This is a genomic window from Polaribacter sp. Z014 (assembly GCF_023555435.1).
Taxonomy (GTDB): domain Bacteria; phylum Bacteroidota; class Bacteroidia; order Flavobacteriales; family Flavobacteriaceae; genus Polaribacter.
In genome coordinates this window covers 1-17202 of the sequence record NZ_JALCZP010000006.1, presented here as the reverse complement: position 1 = coordinate 17202, position 17202 = coordinate 1, and the positions used below count along the sequence as shown (strand labels likewise).

Annotated in this window: 14 protein-coding genes; 13 read left to right on the top strand and 1 reads right to left on the bottom strand. The window is 30.5% G+C overall.

What is annotated here, in order from left to right:
* Nucleotides 1–45 precede the first annotated feature (45 nt).
* The 11 genes from MPF19_RS09315 to MPF19_RS09265 all read left to right on the top strand — a co-directional run bounded on the left by MPF19_RS09315 (nucleotide 46) and on the right by MPF19_RS09265 (nucleotide 13309).
* Nucleotides 46–501: a GNAT family N-acetyltransferase gene (locus MPF19_RS09315; protein WP_249987948.1), complete on the top strand. Its 456-nt coding sequence runs from the start codon at nucleotides 46–48 to the stop codon at nucleotides 499–501.
* Between the two features lie 590 nt (nucleotides 502–1091).
* Nucleotides 1092–2786, top strand: a complete 1695-nt coding sequence (lysS, locus tag MPF19_RS09310) for a lysine--tRNA ligase (protein WP_249987946.1) — start codon at nucleotides 1092–1094, stop codon at nucleotides 2784–2786.
* A gap of 429 nt (nucleotides 2787–3215) precedes the next feature.
* A complete protein-coding gene (locus MPF19_RS09305) occupies nucleotides 3216–4106 on the top strand; it encodes a fructose bisphosphate aldolase (RefSeq protein ID WP_249987944.1) in 891 nt (296 codons plus the stop codon).
* Between the two features lie 461 nt (nucleotides 4107–4567).
* The gene (locus MPF19_RS09300; protein ID WP_249987942.1) at nucleotides 4568–5062 is read left to right on the top strand and encodes an Xre family toxin-antitoxin system antitoxin; all 495 of its coding nucleotides are present in this window, start codon (nucleotides 4568–4570) and stop codon (nucleotides 5060–5062) included.
* Nucleotides 5062–5520 (top strand): RES family NAD+ phosphorylase, encoded by a 459-nt coding sequence (locus MPF19_RS09295; protein WP_203391951.1) that lies wholly within the window; start codon nucleotides 5062–5064, stop codon nucleotides 5518–5520. The genes MPF19_RS09300 and MPF19_RS09295 overlap by 1 nt, the downstream gene beginning before the upstream one ends.
* A gap of 300 nt (nucleotides 5521–5820) precedes the next feature.
* Nucleotides 5821–6738: a glutaminase gene (locus tag MPF19_RS09290; RefSeq protein WP_203391950.1), complete on the top strand. Its 918-nt coding sequence runs from the start codon at nucleotides 5821–5823 to the stop codon at nucleotides 6736–6738.
* Nucleotides 6739–6795: 57 nt separating this feature from the next.
* Nucleotides 6796–8190: a T9SS type A sorting domain-containing protein gene (locus MPF19_RS09285; RefSeq protein WP_249987940.1), complete on the top strand. Its 1395-nt coding sequence runs from the start codon at nucleotides 6796–6798 to the stop codon at nucleotides 8188–8190.
* A gap of 97 nt (nucleotides 8191–8287) precedes the next feature.
* On the top strand, nucleotides 8288–9199 hold the full coding sequence (locus MPF19_RS09280) for an SMP-30/gluconolactonase/LRE family protein (RefSeq protein ID WP_249987938.1): 912 nt from the start codon (nucleotides 8288–8290) through the stop codon (nucleotides 9197–9199).
* 90 nt (nucleotides 9200–9289) lie between these two features.
* The gene (gene pulA, locus MPF19_RS09275) at nucleotides 9290–11551 is read left to right on the top strand and encodes a type I pullulanase (RefSeq protein WP_249987936.1); all 2262 of its coding nucleotides are present in this window, start codon (nucleotides 9290–9292) and stop codon (nucleotides 11549–11551) included.
* 73 nt (nucleotides 11552–11624) lie between these two features.
* A complete protein-coding gene (locus MPF19_RS09270) occupies nucleotides 11625–12323 on the top strand; it encodes a hypothetical protein (RefSeq protein ID WP_249987934.1) in 699 nt (232 codons plus the stop codon).
* Between the two features lie 14 nt (nucleotides 12324–12337).
* Nucleotides 12338–13309, top strand: a complete 972-nt coding sequence (locus MPF19_RS09265; protein ID WP_203391945.1) for a bile acid:sodium symporter family protein — start codon at nucleotides 12338–12340, stop codon at nucleotides 13307–13309.
* A gap of 39 nt (nucleotides 13310–13348) precedes the next feature.
* On the opposite strand, the gene rsmG is transcribed toward MPF19_RS09265, so the two are convergent.
* Nucleotides 13349–13978 carry a 16S rRNA (guanine(527)-N(7))-methyltransferase RsmG gene (gene rsmG, locus MPF19_RS09260; RefSeq protein ID WP_203391944.1) on the bottom strand — a complete coding sequence of 210 codons (630 nt, stop codon included), beginning with the start codon at nucleotides 13976–13978 and terminating at the stop codon, nucleotides 13349–13351.
* A 117-nt stretch (nucleotides 13979–14095) separates the two neighbouring features.
* On the opposite strand from rsmG, the gene MPF19_RS09255 reads away from it, so the two are divergent.
* Together MPF19_RS09255 and MPF19_RS09250 are read left to right on the top strand one after the other, a co-directional pair.
* On the top strand, nucleotides 14096–15187 hold the full coding sequence (locus tag MPF19_RS09255; RefSeq protein ID WP_249987933.1) for a fatty acid desaturase family protein: 1092 nt from the start codon (nucleotides 14096–14098) through the stop codon (nucleotides 15185–15187).
* 26 nt (nucleotides 15188–15213) lie between these two features.
* On the top strand, nucleotides 15214–16401 hold the full coding sequence (locus MPF19_RS09250) for a pyridoxal phosphate-dependent aminotransferase (protein WP_203391942.1): 1188 nt from the start codon (nucleotides 15214–15216) through the stop codon (nucleotides 16399–16401).
* Nucleotides 16402–17202: the final 801 nt, after the last annotated feature.

Sequence of the window (17202 nt, the reverse complement as noted above, 5' to 3'; positions counted from 1 at the left end):
TGTAACCAATTAAAAAAACATCTCACTTCAGAAGAAAAACAGAAAATGATAACAATCAAAAGAACAAATTCCGACAATATAGATTTTATAAAATTAGTTAAAGAATTAGATAAAAGTTTAGGAGTATATTATAAGGATGAAAAATCATTTTATGAAGAATTAAATAATATTGACAAAATAAAATACGCAGTTGTTGCTTACAATGAAAACGAAAAACCAGTCGGTTGTGGAGGAATTAAAAAATACTCTAAAAATGAAGTAGAAATTAAACGAATATTTGTTCCTACAGCATATCGTGGGAAAGGAATTGCGACAATAGTATTGAAGGAATTGGAAAATTGGAGTAAAGATTTGGAATTTGAAAAATGTATTTTAGAAACACTGAAGGAAAAACCTTACGCAATTGCATTTTACGAAAAGAATAAATATAAAGAAATCCCTAATTTTGGCGAATATAAAAACGCTGAAAATAGTATTTGTTTTGAAAAAGAAATAAAATAACTGGTTACAACACCGTATATAATTTATTGCTGGCTTCTTCCCTACTTACGAAAGTCCTCGCGGACTTTCTTGGTTGGTAATTATTTACTAAATTAGTTGCTTGAAACACGCAACAAACCATATACAACAACGAACAAATAGAAACATAGAAAACATAGATTCCGAATAAAATGATTCTAATACAATAAGTTTGCAAACAAGTCTAGCCCAGATTGAAGTGGCATCCTTTTTTCTTTTTCAGAAAAAAGATATAACGGAAAGCTGGAAATAGCTACAAAAAAAAGAATTACACTTAATAGTAAAATTGCCACATCACATAAAAAAGTGAGCCCCTGAAATAAATTCAGGGTAAAAAAAAAGCGTCCCGTTTCAGGGAAGCTTTCCATTGGTTAACAAAACCACGACGCTTTTACTAAAGCGCCAAAACAACACAACTAATGCTGCCCTAACAAAAAGCAGCCGACAAATATACGATGTTTTTAAATATTCTCAAATAAAGTTGCTGTTTTTTATTTTATTCTCAATTGGCTATTAATGCATTTGATTGTATCTTTGCGTTCTTAAATAAACATCAGAAAACTAAACAGCAAATGCAATTATCAGAACAAGAAGTTGTACGTAGAGAAAAGCTTGTAAAATTACGCGCTTTAGGCATCAATCCATATCCTGCAGATTTATATCCTGTAGATTCTAATTCTAAAGAAATAAAGAAGGATTATGTTGAGGGAAAAAAGGTAATTATTGCTGGTAGATTAATGTCTATCAACATACAAGGAAAGGCTTCTTTTGCGCAATTGCAAGATGGAGAAGGTAGAATACAAGTGTATTTTAACAGAGATGAAATTTGTACTGGTGAAGATAAAACCTTGTACAATGATGTTTTTAAAAAATTACTAGATTTAGGTGATTTTGTAGGAATTGAAGGTGAATTGTTTACCACTAAAGTGGGAGAAAAAACAGTGCGTGTTAAGAATTTTACGTTGTTAAGTAAGTCTTTAAAACCATTGCCTTTACCTAAAGTAAAAGATGGTGTTACGTATGATGCTTTTACAGATCCAGAATTAAGATACAGACAGCGTTATGCAGATTTAGTTGTAAACCCTCATGTAAAAGAGGTGTTTATTAAAAGAACAAAATTGTTTAATGCCATGCGTTCTTTCTTTAATGATGCTGGTTATTTTGAAGTTGAAACTCCGGTTTTACAACCAATTCCTGGAGGAGCTGCAGCAAGACCTTTTATGACACACCATAACTCATTAGACATTCCCTTATACATGAGAATAGCTAATGAATTGTATTTAAAAAGACTAATTGTTGGTGGTTTTGATGGTGTGTATGAATTCTCTAAAAACTTTAGAAATGAAGGAATGGACAGAACTCATAATCCTGAATTTACAGCCATGGAAATCTATGTTTCTTACAAAGATTACAATTGGATGATGGACTTTTCTGAAAAACTTTTAGAGCATTGTGCAATAGCTGTAAACGGCACTTCTGAAGCTACTTTTGGTGAACATAAAATAGATTTTAAAGCACCGTACGCCAGAGTTACAATGGCAGATTCTATTAAACATTTTACTGGTTTTGACATTACTGGAAAAACTGAAGATGAAATTAGAACGGCTGCAAAAGGAATGAATATTCCTGTTGATGAAACCATGGGGAAAGGAAAATTAATTGATGAAATTTTTGGTGAAAAATGTGAAGCAAATTACATTCAGCCAACTTTTATTACAGATTACCCGAAAGAAATGTCTCCTCTTTGTAAAGAACACAGAGACAACCCAGAATTAACAGAGCGTTTTGAATTAATGGTTTGTGGTAAAGAAATTGCAAATGCATATTCTGAATTAAATGACCCAATTGACCAACGTGAACGTTTTGAGCATCAACTTAAATTGGCTCAGAAAGGTGATGATGAAGCTACCGAATTTATTGATGAAGATTTCTTAAGAGCGCTGGAATATGGAATGCCACCAACGTCTGGAATGGGAATTGGAATGGACCGTTTAATTATGTTTTTAACTAACAATCAATCGATACAAGAAGTACTTTTCTTCCCTCAAATGAGACCAGAGAAAAAGGCGGCTTCTGTTGAATTGAATGATGATGAAAAAGCACTTTTGGCAATTATTATCAAAGTAGAAAAAATAGATTTAAATGATTTAAAAGTAAAATCTGGCTTGTCTAACAAAAAATGGGATAAAACCATTAAAGGTTTAACAAAACATAAAGTAGCTAAAGTTTCTAAAACAGACGAAGGTTTGTTTGTAGAGATTGTTTAACTACAATATACATATGTCATTCCGAAATGAGCCCTTTTAGGCGATTGAGGAATCTTATAAATCACAAAAGGAATTACAGCAATGTAGTTCCTTTTTTTATTGCTCTTTTTTTATAAGAAACTCCCATTACATATAACAACTATCTGAATTATAGTTATTTACATAAAAAAATTAGAACTAAGACCGTTATTTAATAAATATAATTTGAATAAAATTATTTACAATATAAGATACTACAGCCTCTAATATAATTCTATTACCTTCATCATTTTTATTACCTATAACACACACACTATCAAAATAAAGTAATCATGTCAGCAAATAAAAACAGCAAATTTTTAAATAAAATTTAACGGTTTTTTTATGTTCTTTTTGTTGTTGAATGAATTAACTTTTTAGACCTTTATATAGCTAAAAAACTATAATCTTATGTACACATTTCAAGAGCAATTAAAAAGTATTAAGGAAGGTAAAGGATTTATTGCCGCTTTAGATCAGAGTGGAGGAAGTACACCAAAAGCACTATTAGGTTACGGTATTGAAGAGGATCAATATAAAGATGAAACAGAGATGTTCCAACTCATTCATGATATGCGTACTCGAGTAATTTCTGATAAAAACTTTACTCCAAATAAAATTTTAGGTGTTATTCTTTTTGAAAGAACAATGAATGGTTTAATAGATAAAAAGCCCGTACCTTCTTATTTATTAGAAAAACATATTGTCCCTTTTTTAAAAATTGATAAAGGATTGGAAAATCTTAAAGAGGGTGCTAAATTAATGAAACCCATACCAAACATGAAGTCTCGTTTATCTGAAGCTAAGAAATTAGGCATATTCGGAACAAAAATGCGTTCTGTAATTTATGAAAACAATTTAAACGGAATTAGAGATATTGTAAAACAACAATTTGCTTTTGGTTTAGATATTCTTGAATGTGGTTTAATTCCTATTCTAGAACCAGAAGTTGACATTCATGCGAAAGACAAAGTTGAAATTGAAGCCCTTTTAAAGCAAAATATTCTGTTAGAATTAGATAAGTTAGACGAAAATCAATCTGTTATTTTAAAATTAACATTACCAACAGTTCCAGATTTTTATAAAGACTTAGTAAACCACCCTAAAGTTATTAGAGTATTTGCACTTTCTGGAGGGTATGATATTGAAACAGCAAACACATTGTTAGCTAAAAATAAAGGCGTAATAGCTAGTTTTTCTAGAGCTCTTTTAAACAATTTAAAATTTCAACAAAGTACAGATGAGTTTTCATTGACTTTAGACAGTGCTATAGACAGTATTTATAAAGCTTCAATTACTTAAAAAACGACACTAAATACACTCGCTGTTATTTAGTATTAAAACTTAAATATTTTATACTCAAAATAAAATTCGTTTAAAAATGATTCTATTTCAGTTGCTTTATCGCTGATTGTAGCCCTTTGAAAATTGGTGAAACATCAAAAGTAAATTGAAATTAAATTTGTGTAGATTCTATTAAAAATAGTCCAAATAATAGTAATTTTTAGATAAAAATACTGAGATTTCTCATTAGTTTATCTTGAGCGAAGTCGAAAGAACAAAAAAGTCTCATTTCGAAATGACATCGATAAATAAAAGGAATTACAGCAATGTAGTTCCTTTTTTTATGTTAAAATATCTCATACCACACTGTAAATCAATAGTAAAATCCTTTTAAATAATATTTATTAAAGAAAAAAAGTGTAAAAATGTTTTTTAAATAAAGACAAAAGTCTTAAATTAGTAGTCAAATGTATTAAGTTATGGTTTATAAAGAAAACGCATCAGATTTTACCGCTGTTAACGAAGCAATAAGTAGTTATGTATTAAATTCTCCCTTTAGTTTTAACAAAGAAAACATCACATTTTCAGAATTCTTTGAAAACAAAATGCTTATTATTCAGGTTATTAAAAACGGTTTACCTTTTAAAATATTTAATACTATAAAAAGTATTATTCCGTTTACTGAAGAAGATTGGGCTAGCTATTTAAATATTTCTACAAAGTCTTTACAAAGATATAGTAACGATGCTACTTTTGTTTTTAAACCAATACATACAGAAAAAATAATAGAATTAGCAGAAGTTAATAACCTTGGTAAAGAGGTTTTCGATTCTAAAGAACAATTTTATTTATGGTTAAATACACCCTCTTATGCGCTTCATAATTTAAAACCTGCAGAACTCATAAAAGATTCTTACGGTAAAGAATTGGTGATGGAAGAATTAAATAGAATAGAGCACGGAGTTTTTGCCTAATGAATATCTTTAGACTATCTAAACGAAAATACGCTACGGAATTTAACGGAAAAGGAGCCGAAAAATCTAACAATAGATGGAATTCTAAAGGAACTGAAATTATTTATACAGCAGAAAGCAGAGCTTTGGCAATGGCAGAAGTTGCCGTACATTTAACAATTGCTACTTTGCCTAAAGACTATGTGATGATTACTATTGATGTTCCGGATGCTGTTTCTATCCAAAAAATTGATGTGAAAAAACTAATTGAAAATTGGAACAGTAATCCTTTTAATTCCGTTACAAAAAAAATTGGAGATGACTTTATAGATGCCATGGAAGCTTGTCTCTTAAAAGTTCCGTCTGCAGTGGTACAAGGAGATTTTAATTATTTGATAAACCCATATCATAAAGACTTTAAAAAGATAAAAATAACTAAAATACAGAATTTTCCTTTTGATACAAGAATATTTCAATAAGGAAAAAAATTACTTCCAGAACTATAACGTGTACTCTTGAGTGATTACCTACAAGTTGCACAAAGATCTAAAAAGACTAAACCTTAACATCCTAAACTTGTTTCAACATCTTATTTTTTTTTCATTTTTTCTAGATCTAAATCATGAGATTTCTCAATCATAAAAAAGTCTCATTTCGGAATGACATCGATAACTAAAAAGGAATTACAGTATCGTGGTTCCTTTTATACTTTATACCCTTTTGTTGTTTCTTAAAGAATTTTCGAATAAGTTTGCGATACCTAATATCAGCAAAAATCTATGGAAAATTATAAAGAAGTAATTGAATGCGTTTATAACGACGTTAAAAATGTAGATGATATTGGTAAAGTGGCCAGTTATATTCCGGAATTGGCATTTGTAGATCCAAATAATTTTGGCATTAGTATTACCACCATCGATAAGAACTCTTTTGGAGTTGGCGATTTTAATAAAAAATTCTCTGTACAAAGTATTACCAAAATTCTTTCTTTAACCTTAGCTTACAAATTTGAAGGTGCCAAATTATGGGAAAGAGTGGATGTAGAACCCTCTGGAAATCCGTTTAACTCTTTATTACAATTAGAAGCAGATTTAGGAAAACCTAGAAATCCTTTTATAAATGCCGGTGCCATTGTTATTTGTGATGTTTTACTTAGTCATCTTAAAAACCCAAAAGAAGACTTTTTAGACTTCTGTAAAGAAGTTTCTAACATTCCTACTTTAGCATATAACGAGGAAGTAGCGCTATCGGAAAAAGCTTCTGGCTATAGAAATGTAGCCTTATGTAACTTTATAAAATCTTTTGGAAACATTAAAAATGATGTAGATAACGTATTGGATTTTTATTTCTACATGTGTTCTTTAGAAATGACCTGCAAAGAACTTTCGCAAATATTTTTATACCTAACGGATGACAATTTTACTACCGTTAAAGGAAATAGAGTACTTACTATGAGTCAAGCAAAAAGAGTAAACGCCATTATGCTTACTTGTGGTTTTTATGATGAATCTGGCGAGTTTGCATTTCGTGTTGGTTTGCCTGGAAAAAGTGGTGTTGGCGGAGGAATTGTTGCCATTCACCCAGATAAATATTGCATTGCAGTTTGGAGTCCTAAATTAAATATTAAAGGAAATTCTTATAAAGGAATGTTGTTCTTAGAGAAGTTTACCTCTAAAACAACTTCTTCAATCTTTTAAGTTTTATAAGTTAAAAAAAAATCTTCTATTTTATATTTTTATCTGTAAATTTATAAAATGAAAAAGATTCTATTTACCCTACTTACCTTCACTTCCTTACTTAGTTACAATCAATTAATAAGTCAAGAGGGAGAAAATAGGGTTTTGAAGAGTTACTTTAAAAATAAAGTTGTCTCTATAGAAAGATGGTATGGAAATGATAAGGCTATCGATAGTATTAAAACGTATCACCGATCTGGGAATAAAAATGAAACCTTTTTCTTTAAAAATAAACGCATGCATGGTGAATGCTATAAATATAATGATCTAGGTGAAAAGGTTGTTAGTTATATTTTTGACAATGGTAAACTTACCAAAAGAATAGACTATAAAACCCAAATAAATAAAAAGAACGCTCCTTATATTCAAGAAAAAAAACAAATACTTCAGGATCTTTACTCAAAAACCAACTACAATGTAAAGAGTATACAAGACATCTATCAACAAGGTATTTTAAGACATCTAATTGGTGAGCACTTTTTAGCTAGAGAAAACTTCAAAAAAGTTGAACGCTATTTTAAATATACAGAAAAACAGAAAAAACCGGTACCAGACAAAATAAAAGCAGGTCTTTACAACCGCTTAGGTGGTATTAATGCATATTATCAAAAAGAAAATTTAGCCATACATTATAGAAATTTAGCCATTGAAAAAGATCCTAAAAACAATATTTACAAATATAATATGGGATCTTATTTATTTGGTATTAAAGAATATAGATTAGCTATCAATTATTTAGAAGAAGTTAAATCTGAATGGAAAAAACATGCTTTTTCAAACAGAGCATTAGCGGCCATATATACTGAATTTGAAGAGTACGAAAAAGCATTTGAGTTAGTTAACTTGGCTTTTGACAGAGAAGAAGCATTGTATAAATTTGGATTTGCTGGCAGCGAGAATGACTTAAGAACAATTCGTGGTTTTTTATATCACAAATTAGGCGAAACAGCACTCGGAATTAACGATTTAAATGAAGCGTTAGAATTAAACCCAAATAATTCTTTTGCTTATAAATATTTAGGAATAATACAATATGATCTAGAAAATTTTGAAAAATCATGTACTTATTTAACAAAATCTGCAGCATTAAATTATGTAAAAAAGCATGATAGAAATGACATAGAATATTACCTAGAAAGCGCTTGTTCAAAAAAAGATGCTACCCCAATAATTACATTAAAAGCGAAACCGTATGCTTATCCAAACCCAACAAGGGACTTAGTATATATTAAAAATTTGTCTAAAAAAAATTATCAATTCAGAATTTATAATTTTAAATCAATACTCGTAAAAAAAGGTATTTCTGAAAATAGTACTTTCGATTTTTCTAATCTACAAAATGGACTTTATATTTTAACGATTCCCGGAAATAGCCCACTAGACACCTATACTTTTAAAATTATAAAACAGTAAAACCGATACCTAAAGGTAATTTCAGCCAATTAAAGGATAATAAGAATCCTTTTATAACTTCTCTTAGTTCCTATTTTCGTAATTCTAAAAACGTCTTATGAAATCAAGAATCTTATCACTTCTACTTATCATTGCTTTTTCTTACCAAAGCAAAGCACAAACGCCTGTAAAATTAAGTACAGATCAATTTCGATTTATTGAAGGTCCGGCTTGGGATGGTTCTGAATTTATTTATTTTTCAGATATTCCTGCTAAGAAAGTATACAAATATGCTGTAGCCAATAATACTTTTTCTCTTGCTTTTGATAATAATACAGATGGTTGCAATGGATTGATGTTTGACCAAGATTTTAATTTAGTAGTCTGCGGATTTAGAGCAGGAAATATAGCTAGAAGAAAAGTAGATGGAACTTTAATTGAAACCTTATTTACAGAATATAAAGGAAAACGTTTTGACAACCCAAATGAGGTTTGTATTGATAAAAAAGGCGGAATTTACTTTACAGACCCAACAAGAAGAAACCCTCCTTTTCAGTCAAAGAGAAGAGTGTATTACATCACTCCAGAAGGAAAACTAACAGTTGCAGCCGAATCAGGATTTACATTCCCAAATGGTGTCTTAATTTCTATTGATGGAAAACATCTTTTTGTAAACGATTCTGATACACATGATATTTATAAGTTTGACATCAACCAAACAGACGGAACAATTACAAACAAAACCGTTTTTGCTACTTTAACCAATGCTAAAGATGGTGAACCAAAATCTCAAGCAGACGGAATGGCTTTAGACACAGAAGAAAACTTATATGTATGTTCTAAATTAACAATTCAAATTTTCGATAAACAAGGAACTAAAACGGGGTCTATCTTATTTCCAGAACAAACCACCAATTGTACTTTTGGAAAACCTGATAAAAAAACATTATTTGTAACTGCCACTAAAAATTTATACAGCGTTGATTTAACAAAAACAGGTTTTCAACATCCTTTCGATTTACCTGAATAACCTATTTATTTCCTATTAAATATTTTTAATAATTCTGTTGCGTATTTCAATAAAAATGAGGAACTTTCTACTACTTTCAATCAGAATTAAATGGAACAAAATCCTCACACTTTTTCTTCTTTTGAAGAATACCCAACAACAGATAAAAGTCTTTGGTTAGACTATTCTAAAGAACAAACTACTTTTAAAATTTGGTCTCCAAGAGCAACTGCAGTAAAACTAAACTTATATAAAACAGGAAATGATTCTGAAGTTTTTGAAACTTTAGATTTATCCCCTGAAGAAAACGGTGTTTGGTTTAAAACTATTGAAAAGGACTTAGACGGAATTTACTACACATATCAAACCTATATAGATGATAATTGGTTGACCGAAACTCCTGGTATTTATGCAAAAGCAGTAGGTGTAAACGGTAACAGAGCCATGGTTTTTAATGCCGAAAATACAAATCCTAAAAATTGGGAACAAGATACATATGTGCAACTAGACGTAGCAAATAATGCCATTATTTACGAACTACATATCCGAAATATTACCATTCAAAAAGAAGCAAACTCATCTTATCCAGGTAAATATTTAGGATTGATAGAAAAAGGCGTAAAAAGCACCCAAAATGTTCCTACTGCTATCGATCACATCATAAGATTAGGAATTACTCATGTGCATTTACTACCTACTTTCGATCAGTATTCTATTGATGAAACAGATTTAGGCACGCCTCAATTCAATTGGGGTTACGATCCGCAAAACTACAATGTTCCGGAAGGCTCTTTTTCTACCAATCCTTTTAAAGCAGAAGTTCGTATCAAAGAATTTAAAACCATGGTACAAGCTTTTCATGATGCCGGAATTGGTGTTGTTTTAGATGTAGTATATAATCATACAGGCGTAAAAGAAACTTCTAATTTTAATCTAGAAAATCCTGGTTATTATTATCGTTTTAATGAGGACGGTAGTTACTCTAACGCTTCTGGTTGTGGTAATGAAACTGCATCCGAAAGAAAAATGACTCAAAAATTTATGATTGAGTCTGTAAAATATTGGACTGAGGAATATCATTTAGATGGTTTTCGTTTCGATTTAATGGCTATTCACGATATTGAAACCATGAATTTAATTGCCGACGAGGTTAATAAAATAAATCCTAATGCAATTATTTATGGAGAAGGTTGGGTTGGAGGAGATTCTCCGTTACCAGAAGAAAAACGTGCCTTAAAAAAGCACATCCCTCAAATGCCAAAAATTGCTGCTTTTTCAGACAATATAAGAGATGCCATAAAAGGAGCCGTTTTTCATGATACCAGTACTGGTTTTGTTAGTGGTGCAAAATTTACCGAAGAGTCTATAAAGTGCGGAATCGTAGGTGCCATACAACACCCGCAAGTAAACTACCAATACGTAAATTATTCAAATGATGCTTGGGCAAAAGAACCTTGGCAAGCGATAAACTATGTTTCTTGTCATGATAATTTTACTTTATATGATAAATTAAAAATATCTAGACCAGATGCCTCTTCTTATGAAATTAAGGCAATGCATAAATTGTCTACAGCAATTGTACTTACATCTCAAGGAACACCTTTTTTACATGAAGGTTCAGAAATGATGAGTACTAAAAAAGGAGATCATAATTCATACAAATCTCCAGATTCCATCAATGAAATTGATTGGAATTTAAAAGTAAAAAACAGTGATGTTTTGGATTATTATAAAAACCTAATTAAGTTAAGAAAAGAGCACCCTGCTTTTAGAATGCCAACAGCAAAAGAAGTTCAAGACAACTTAAGGTTTAAAAAAATAGATGATGGTTTGGTTTCTTATCAACTAAGGAACAATGCAAATTTTGATTCTTGGTCTAAAATATTAGTGATTTTTAATGCACAAACCCATGAGATAAATTATGAGTTAGACCAAACCTGGAAAATTGCAGTCCTAAAAGACAACTTTGATTTTGAAGGAAAAGAAAGTGTTACCGACAATGTAATTGTACCTCCTATTTCTATGATGGTATTGTTTCAGAAAAAAATGAATGCCAACGTAAAATATTATAAGGAACAACTTTTGGGCTTGATAGAAAAACTTTTTATTGAAACGGGAGATGCTAGAAGTAGGTTTTTAAATTGTGAAGAAAAACTAAAATCGGCTTATTTGGCTTCAAAAACTGAGTATAACCCGAAAGAAGTGATTGATACTTGGGATGCCTTATGGCATGAATTAAATACAAAAGCAGCCCTTACTAACAAATCTATTGAACTTAAATCTTCTTACTTTCTTACAGTTAAAACTAAAAAAAATGCTTCTTTAGAAAAATTTCTATTATTTTTTCTAAAAGAAATGTCTAGATTGAATTAAAAAGCAGAATTTTGATCTAGATGTATTTATTGCTATCATAAATATGTAACATCAGAAAAAAGTATAAATAATTATGGTCAATTTATCTGCCACTGAGCATCAAATTAAATGTGTTGCTAATTTTAAAGACTTACTTTCTACTCCTTTTCAGGGAGAAGTGAATGCTCTTTGTTGGAATCGTGAATTAAAAGGTGATTTTTCTGAAATTATTAAAAAGGTTGCACTCAGTGGAAATATGATTGAACTTCTTCCTGAGAAACTTCTAGAACTTCAGTTAAGTGAACAAGGTCAACTTGCCCGAGAAATTCTCTTAAATGACTTTAAAATATTAAAAGAAAATGGTAAAATTCCAACGCTAAATATCATTAAAAACTATGAGAGAGATGATGCATTTCCTTTTTTCCCTACCGATGTATATTCTTTTCACGTAGATCGTTCACCAATACCTGCTGACACTTTTTTATGCACCTATCATGGAGCTTCGAGCGATATTTTGCCAAATTTACAAGGCACTCAAAAAATATTAATTCCAAAAATAAGAACTGAACTCAAAAAACTTTATGATGGACCAGAAGATGGTTTTGAATCTTTTTTAACCGAATATTTCTTCGATTTACATTATCAAGCAAAGCCAGAAGCATATCCAATTAATTTAGGTATTGGAAACTTATGGAAACTAGCCATTGATCATCCAGAAAGCAACGTTTTACCTTGTTTACATCGCGCTCCCAAAGAAAACACAGGGGAACCACGCTTAATGATGATCTGCTAATTCAATAAAAATAAATGAAAATAAAGATTGATAAGTTTGTAGTATCTATAATAATCGTAATACTAATAGCCTATATATTTCCGCAATGGGGAACACAAGAAAGTAAATTTCCAATTAACACTATCAGTAGCATTGGTATTTCACTTATCTTCTTTTTTTACGGACTAAAATTAAGTCCGAGTAAGTTAAAAGCAGGACTTAAAAACTGGAAATTACATGTTTTAGTACAACTATCTACTTTTTTAATTTTTCCAATCCTCGTTTTATTATTACATCCTTTTATTCAAAATTCAGAACAAGAAACCATTTGGTTGGCTTTCTTTTTCTTGGCTGCCTTACCATCTACCGTATCTTCTTCGGTTGTAATGGTATCTTTAGCTAAAGGAAATATCCCAGGAGCAATTTTTAATGCCAGTATTTCTGGCATTATAGGTATTGCCATAACTCCATTATGGATGGGATTATTTGTAAATGAAGTACAATCAGATTTCGATTTTACAGAAATCTATCTAAAACTAATTCTTCAAATAATTGTACCCGTTGTTATTGGACTTTTTTTACAACGTTTTTTAGGTGATTTTGCGCAGAAGCATAATAGTAAACTCACCCTTTTTGATAAATCTATTATCCTTTTAATTATCTACAAAAGTTTTTCAGCATCTTTTGAAGGAAACATTTTTAGTGCTGTTTCTTTTTTAGATTTGGCATTAATTTTAGTTGGTGTGCTACTCTTGTTTGCTACCGCTTTTTATCTCACTGGTTTTTTATCAAAAAAACTACAACTAAATACTGAAGATCAAATTACAGCACAATTTTGTGGTACAAAAAAGTCATTAGTACACGGCACCGTATTTTCTAAAATACTTTTTGGAAACATGTCAACTATTGGTATTATGCTATTACCACTTATGTTATTTCACGCTACTCAAATTTTAATAATTAGTATTGTGGCAACAAAAAAGGCTGCTAAAAATAGCAACCTTTAAAATCTAAATAATTAATAATTTTTTATTTCTTAAAGAGATTTACCCCTTAAACTTCATTCCTAAATGAACAATTTTTTTGGTTTCGTAAAAATCTTCTTCAAAATAATCTGGTAAATCATAAATCGTTGCAGACGTATAGAGTTTTAATTCTTCTGTTAAATCGCCACCTTTTAAATATAAAATTCCATTTTTTATATCGTGATTTTGTTTTTTAGAAATTCTACCTTTGGTCCACCCCACAAAAGTTTCCATTTGTGCTACTGCTCTACTCACAATAAAATCATACGTATCCTTTACTTCTTCTACTCTACCGTTTGTAGTTTTTACGTTTTCTAAACCTAAACCAGCTACAACTTCATCAACCACTTTAATTTTTTTTCCGATAGAATCTACCAAATGAAATTGTGTTTCTGGAAACAAAATTGCCAATGGTATACCAGGAAAACCTCCACCTGTACCAACATCCATTACCTTAGAACCTGGTTTAAATTGAATCACTTTTGCAATTGCTAAAGAATGCAACACATGGCGCAGATACAATTCGTCTATATCTTTTCTAGAAACAACGTTAATTTTTAAATTCCAATCTTGGTATAATTCTTGAAGTTTAGAAAATTGTTCTATTTGAGTTGCTGTTAAGTCTTTAAAATATTTGTGTATTATTTCCATAAAAAAGTATATGATGCAAAAATAGTTATTGTCAACAAACAATTAGCAACAAAATGCAACCTTTGTTACACAAAGATATTTTAAAAATCTTATTTTTGTAAACTATATATAAAATTAATGAAAACAATAAACTTTTCGAGAGTAGATAAAGCAAAATTCTTTAGAACTCTAAACAAAAGAGTAAATACCTATTTTAAAGAAAACGAATTAAGAAAAACAGGAAACTGGAAATTGTACACAAAAGCAATTATAATGTTTTCTCTTTTCCTGGTTCCTTTTATTTTAATCTTAACAGTTTCTATGCCTCAATGGGTAATGGCACTTTTAATGGTGGTTACAGGAATAGGAATGGCCGGTGTTGGTATGAATGTAATGCACGATGCCAATCACGATTCTTTTTCTAAAAGAAAATGGGTTAATAAATTAATGGGAAGCAGTATTTATATTCTTGCCGGAAACGTGTATAATTGGAAAGTACAACACAACGTTTTACACCATACATTTACAAACGTAGAAGGACATGATGAAGATATTGACGCTGGACGAATTATTCGTTTCTCTGAACATTCTACATGGTTACCTATTCATAAAATTCAGAAATATTATTCTATCTTTTTGTACGGATTATTAACCATTAACTGGGCAATTACCACAGATATTAAGCAAATGCACCGTTATTTAAAACGTAAACTATCTTATGGTAAGTTTCCAAACCCTACAACCGAATGGACCAAATTAGTCATTTCTAAAATTGCATATTATGCACTTTGGATTGTTTTACCTTTATTGGTTTTAGACATTGCTTGGTGGAAAGTTCTAATTGGCTTTTTTGTAATGCATTATACTGCAGGTATGATTTTGAGTTTGGTTTTTCAATTAGCACACATTGTACCAAATACAGAAATGCCTTTACCAGATAAAGAAGGAAATTTAGAACACACTTGGGCAGTCCACCAATTATACACAACATCTAACTTTGCACCTACTAATTCATTGGTAAACTTCTATACAGGAGGTTTAAATCATCAAGTTGAACATCATATTTTTCCTCATATTTCTCATGTACATTATGATAAATTAGCTAAAATTGTAAAAGAAACCGCCAAGGAATTTAATTTGCCTTATAATGAATACGCTACCATGCGTAAAGCAATTATAGAACATTTTAGACATTTGGGAGTTTTGGGTAAAAACCCTGAAATAGCATAAGTAACACAACAACAACTATCAGTAAGATGAAACATCCATTATCGGACAGAATTAACAGTTTACCTGTATCTCAAACTTTAGCAATGGCTGCTAAAGCAAGAGAACTAAGAGCAGAAGGAAAAGATATTATTGGTTTAAGTTTGGGAGAACCAGACTTTAATACACCAGATTTTATTAAAGACGCTGCCATTGAAGCTATCAATCAAAATTATAATTCGTATTCTCCAGTAGATGGATATGCTGATTTAAAAGAAGCTATTTGCACCAAGTTTAAACGCGATAACGACTTAGTTTACAAACCAAGTCAAGTTGTAGTTTCTACAGGAGCAAAACAATCTATTGCAAACATTGCACAAGTATTGTTAAACCCTGGTGATGAAGTTTTATTACCAGCACCATATTGGGTAAGCTACTCTGCAATTGCAATTTTATGTGAAGCTAAATATGTAGAAATTCCTTCTTCTATAGAGACCGATTTTAAAATCACTCCAGAGCAATTAGAAGCGGCAATTACGCCAAAAACAAAAATGATTTTCTTTAACTCTCCAAACAACCCTAGCGGAACTATTTATAGTGAAGCAGAATATAGAGCGTTGGCAGCAGTTTTAGAAAAACACCCACAGATTTTTATCTTATCAGATGAAATCTATGAACATATCAATTACGATACAAAACCATTTAGTTTTGCAGCAATTGAAAGCATGTACGACAGAACCATTACTGTAAACGGTTTGGCAAAAGCATTTGCTATGACAGGTTGGAGAATTGGTTACATAGGTGCTCCAGAATGGATTGCAAAAGCATGTACAAAAATGCAAGGGCAAATTACTTCTGGTACTAACTGTATTGCACAAAGAGCTGCAATTACAGCAGTTTTAGCACCGGTTTCTAAAATTCAATTTATGGTAGACGAGTTTAAAACTCGTAGAGATATCATTATTGGATTGTTAAGAGAAATAGACGGATTTAAAGTAAATGTTCCTGAAGGTGCATTTTACGTTTTTCCTGATGTTTCTGCTTTCTTTGGTAAAACTATTAAAGGAATGAAAATTGAAACTGCAAGTGATTTTTCTTTATTTATTTTAGAAAAAGCAAACGTTGCAACAGTAACTGGAGATGCTTTTGGTACACCAAACTGTATTAGAATTTCTTATGCAGCATCAGAATTACAAATTAGAGAAGCAATCAAAAGAATTAAAGAAGCGTTAAGCTAAACTTAAACTGTCATTCTTAATTTATTTCAGAATCTCAAACAAGTTCAGATTGACAAGATCGTTATTTATCAATATTAAAATCCATCTTTTTTAGGTGGATTTTTTTTTGTTTGGGCGTGCCCTAAAGGTCAGGCTTTCCGCACTCGCTTCACGCTAAAAAGCGTGAGAGCTCAAACAATTGCTTCAATCCTTCACGCAAGCTTGTTTGCTTCCAAATTACAAGATAAACATCAGAATAATCCTTTAAAACTATCCCGAATCACTTCTTAACTAATAGAAATTTATTTTTAAGATATGAATCCTTGTAAAGAATCTAAAAACAAAAAAAACCATATCTATAAATAAATATGGTTTTAGAAAAGTTGGGGGATTAAATTAGGGGGAAAATTGGGGGACTATATAAATTCTATGTATTATTCTTTTTTCTTTTGTTACTTCAAAGATACAACGGATTAAAACCTAAAACCTACCAAGACAGACCATTAAACATTAACTAAAGATAAACGGCGGTTCTAATTCGTTAATTAACATATTAAATAACAAAAAACATTTTAACCTTAGATAAAAACCATTAAACCAGAACTCAACACACTCACCTACAATTGGATAACAAATAATTAGTAAAAAAAACACCTCTTTTATTTATTCAAAATTCATTAGATCTATCACTTTTTAACAGCTGCAGCAGCACATAAACGAATAGAAATAACAATAAAAAATGGAAGTTCAATTTTTAGATATGAAGCCTTATAAAGAATCTAAAAAAACAAAAAACCATATCTATAAATAAATATGGTTTTA